This window comes from Corynebacterium sp. 20-84, from assembly GCF_053479455.1.
This window is the reverse complement of sequence record NZ_JBRBCB010000021.1, coordinates 1-3,198: the sequence shown is the minus strand read 5'-3', so window position 1 is coordinate 3,198 and position 3,198 is coordinate 1. Positions and strand designations below refer to the sequence as shown.

General features: G+C 49.5%; 3 protein-coding genes and 3 pseudogenes. 3 read left to right on the top strand and 3 right to left on the bottom strand.

Annotated elements, in window-relative coordinates:
* Positions 1-125 precede the first annotated feature (125 nt).
* Positions 126-446, top strand: a pseudogene (locus ACUY2Y_RS11640) (transposase); the annotation flags it as partial.
* 50 nt (positions 447-496) lie between these two features.
* Here the strand turns inward: ACUY2Y_RS11640 and ACUY2Y_RS11635 are convergent.
* Positions 497-1,672 carry an MFS transporter gene (locus ACUY2Y_RS11635; protein WP_448326642.1) on the bottom strand — a complete coding sequence of 392 codons (1,176 nt, stop codon included), beginning with the start codon at positions 1,670-1,672 and terminating at the stop codon, positions 497-499.
* An 81-nt stretch (positions 1,673-1,753) separates the two neighbouring features.
* Positions 1,754-2,224 carry a cupin domain-containing protein gene (locus tag ACUY2Y_RS11630; RefSeq protein ID WP_448326641.1) on the bottom strand — a complete coding sequence of 157 codons (471 nt, stop codon included), beginning with the start codon at positions 2,222-2,224 and terminating at the stop codon, positions 1,754-1,756.
* 101 nt (positions 2,225-2,325) lie between these two features.
* Here ACUY2Y_RS11630 and ACUY2Y_RS11625 point away from each other — a divergent pair, with 101 nt between their 5' ends.
* On the top strand, positions 2,326-2,802 hold the full coding sequence (locus ACUY2Y_RS11625) for a MarR family winged helix-turn-helix transcriptional regulator (protein WP_448326639.1): 477 nt from the start codon (positions 2,326-2,328) through the stop codon (positions 2,800-2,802).
* A gap of 33 nt (positions 2,803-2,835) precedes the next feature.
* Here ACUY2Y_RS11625 and ACUY2Y_RS11620 read toward each other — a convergent pair.
* Positions 2,836-2,922: pseudogene (locus ACUY2Y_RS11620) on the bottom strand (transposase-like zinc-binding domain-containing protein); the annotation flags it as partial.
* A gap of 182 nt (positions 2,923-3,104) precedes the next feature.
* Between ACUY2Y_RS11620 and ACUY2Y_RS11615 the strand changes: the two are divergent.
* Positions 3,105-3,198, top strand: a pseudogene (locus ACUY2Y_RS11615) (terminase gpP N-terminus-related DNA-binding protein); the annotation flags it as partial.

Below are 3,198 nucleotides of genomic sequence, written 5' to 3'. Positions count from 1 at the left end.
TATATTGAAGGAGCGAAAGCCACCGGATGGAAACAAGCCATCAACCAACTAGCCGTGGCTTACCCTGACCGATTCGCGGACTACTTGTAAACCAAGCCCCCGCACACAAACAATCGGACACTCTCCGTTTCGTACCGTTTCTGCAGTTCCCACCAGCAGCCAGGAAGATAATCTATACAACGAATTCCATTGAGTCGTTTAACAATGAGCTGCGTAAAGCTATCTGCAACAGGGGGCAGTTCACCAACGATGAATCAGCGCTCAAGACGCTGTGGTTGATGATCTGCAACATTGAAGACAAACGAGCTGCCAAGAGGGCGAAGCAGGGCAAACGAGTTTCAGCGGCAGCCAGCAGACTCATGGAAGGAGCCCGAGTTTCCGGCTGGAAACAAGCCATCAATCAAACGGCCGTGGCCTACCCCGACCGCTTCAACAAGTACCTATAAACCTAACCTCACACACAAACAACTTGACACGCTCAAGTGTGGCCTAGCTCTCAAAGCTGCCTTCCAAAATCTCTACTCCTTACAACGAGCAATCCGAAAACCAAGACACACATCACCCCTGCACCAATACTAAGGGCAGAAGCACCCCATAGACTCGATATTGCCCCACCGAGCGCACCACCGATACCTACACCAAAATTGAAGATAGTAACGAAAAAGGACTGTGCAATGTCTGCCAAGTTACCTGCATTTCTGGCTAAGGCAGTCTGCAGAACCGTCGGTGCACCACCAAATCCCAGTCCCCAGGCGATTATTCCAGAAATGAAAAAATAGTTGGGAGCTGCCGGTACCGACAAAAGCAAGAATCCTAAAAGCATCAACGCGCCAGAGATTAGGCCAGTCAGAAACAATCTCTTATCTACAACGACAGCAGTAAGTAAAATACTGATCCCCGCAGAAATCCCGAAAAACAGAAGCACAACATCTATTCCAAGAGCTATTCCCACACCATTGGTTAAAGGTTGAATGTACGTGTAAACCATGTTGTGAGCTACTGTCCAGCCGAAAAGCGCTACAAGGACCCCTATCACACCAGGCATCAAAATCGATCTCTTAAGAACATTGGCTCCTGGGCCATCTCCAGCAGGTCCCGGCCGGGGAGGAACTGCAAACGCAATCCATAACGCTAAAACGATGGATGTGACTGTTAGCGTGCCAAGCGTCAACCTCCAACCAAAGTGTTGACCCCCTAATGCACCAAGCGGGACTCCACAAGCTAAGGCGAAAGGCTGCCCAAAACCGATAATGGCAAGTGCGCGACCTTGGTTTTCCGAACTGACTAAACTCCGAGCGTAATTTGCCACAAGGCCCCAAACGACACCTCCGGCCATACCGGCAAGAAACCTAGCAAGAAAGGCTAACCACAAATACGAAGTAATAGCAGTGAGAGCGTTGAAAACGCCAAGCCCCATGATGGCTATAACCAAAAGACGCTTACGCGGCATTTTTCGAGTTGCTGTCATCACCGGTATTGCAGCCACCACAGATCCAGCTGCATAAACGGTTAGAAACTGTCCTACTTTTCCCGTTGTCGTTCCAAAGGACTGACCCATATCAACCAAAACCCCCGTAGGAATGGTCTCGGTCATTATGGCCAAGAAAGCAGCAAACGCTAACCCTGTCAATTGTAGTACTGGCAGATCTGCTTTCGAATTCCGATTTGACATGTTTGGCATTAATCAATCCTCCAAAACACTCGCAGCCCGCCCCTCTATATCCAGAGTGCAAGCAGCGTAGGTTCTGGATCCCTATTCTCCTCTATGCGCTCTCCAATCTTGTGCGTCCACAAAATACGTATCGAATTCATCTTCTCGACGGGCAAGCTCATCTTCAGGCACCTTGCCACTCATTATCCCGCCCAAGATACGGAAATACTCAAACCTCTCCACGCCGGGTGCGATAGTTACCAGTACATCCGCGTTGCTACCCTTAGCGGCTCCAAAAGCATGAGAAACTCCGGGAAGAACCAATGCGCAATCACCCGCGCCTAGCTGGTGAATTTGACCATCCTCCCAAAACTCCAGCTCTCCTTTAGTGACGTAGAAGAACTCACACGAGATCTTATGAAAATGTGGGACGGCTCCCTCGCCCCCATCAAAAAGTTGAATGTTTTGTACACTTACATTTCCTTTTGCATCCGAGGCATCCACCAGCAATCTTGCCTTCGGAAGGCGAGAGGAGGAAGCATCCGTCACTATTTCGGGTTCAGAAATTAACATCTCAAATCTCCATAGATTGTTCGCTGACGAACTATATAGTTCGATACCGAACTTCTTTTGTCAAGCGCTACACTAAGTTTCAGCAACCCGAAAGGAACAAAATGGACCCCATCTCCACAGCCATGAACAAATGGACGAGGATAAATCCCCACGTCGATGTGGATGCAATGGAAACAACCCTTCGCCTTACCCATCTGTTAAGGGCAATCAAAAACGATGTGACGACCATCCATGAACAAGCTGAATTAGCTCCAGGCGACTTCGATGTTCTAGCAACGATCCTCCGCCATGAAAACATCACCCCGGGACAACTTGCACACGCCCTACTTCTGTCAAAGGCCGGAATTACCGGAAGACTTAACAAGCTCAAGAAGCAAGGACTCATTGATGAAGAAGTAAATCTCAGCGATAAGCGAGGAAAAACTCTGACACTAACGCCAGAAGGACACGACCGAATAATGTCCATCGTTGAAGCCCATGCCACAGCTGAGCGAAAAGCACTTAGCCACTTGTCCAGTACGCAACAGGATGAACTGCTCGAATTGCTACGATCTTGGAGCAAAGAAAGCTCGGTCTAAGCGAAACGATGTGTTGGCGAGGTTAGATGGTTAGCATCTCCACCTGGTAGTTCCTTTGCTGGTGGTGCCGTTGCGTTTCATCTCACCGCCGCAGTGGCAGCGCGGTTGGTTCTTTGACAGTGCGACACCACACCACGCCGCATGTAGCACATCACTGCTGCCACACCGTGGATTTACCGTCCTGGAGCCATCTATATGCTCCCGGAGCATATACTTCTCTGAAACCTAGAGGTCAACCACTACAAATCACCGAATCCAGACACACTTTCGGGGATGCGGACGGAATCTTGGAGGATTCCATTATGAACCGCTCATACACCAAGGAGCAGCGACGCAGAGCTCTCCAGGTTTACAAACGCACTCAATCTGTGACCAAGACCGTCCGTGAACTTGGTT

Bases quoted from the DNA above. Each gene is read 5' to 3' on its own strand.
- ACUY2Y_RS11635 (WP_448326642.1), bottom strand. From the start codon at position 1,672: ATGTCAAATCGGAATTCGAAAGCAGATCTGCCAGTACTACAATTGACA.
- ACUY2Y_RS11630 (WP_448326641.1), bottom strand. From the start codon at position 2,224: ATGTTAATTTCTGAACCCGAAATAGTGACGGATGCTTCCTCCTCTCGC.
- ACUY2Y_RS11625 (WP_448326639.1), top strand. From the start codon at position 2,326: ATGGACCCCATCTCCACAGCCATGAACAAATGGACGAGGATAAATCCC.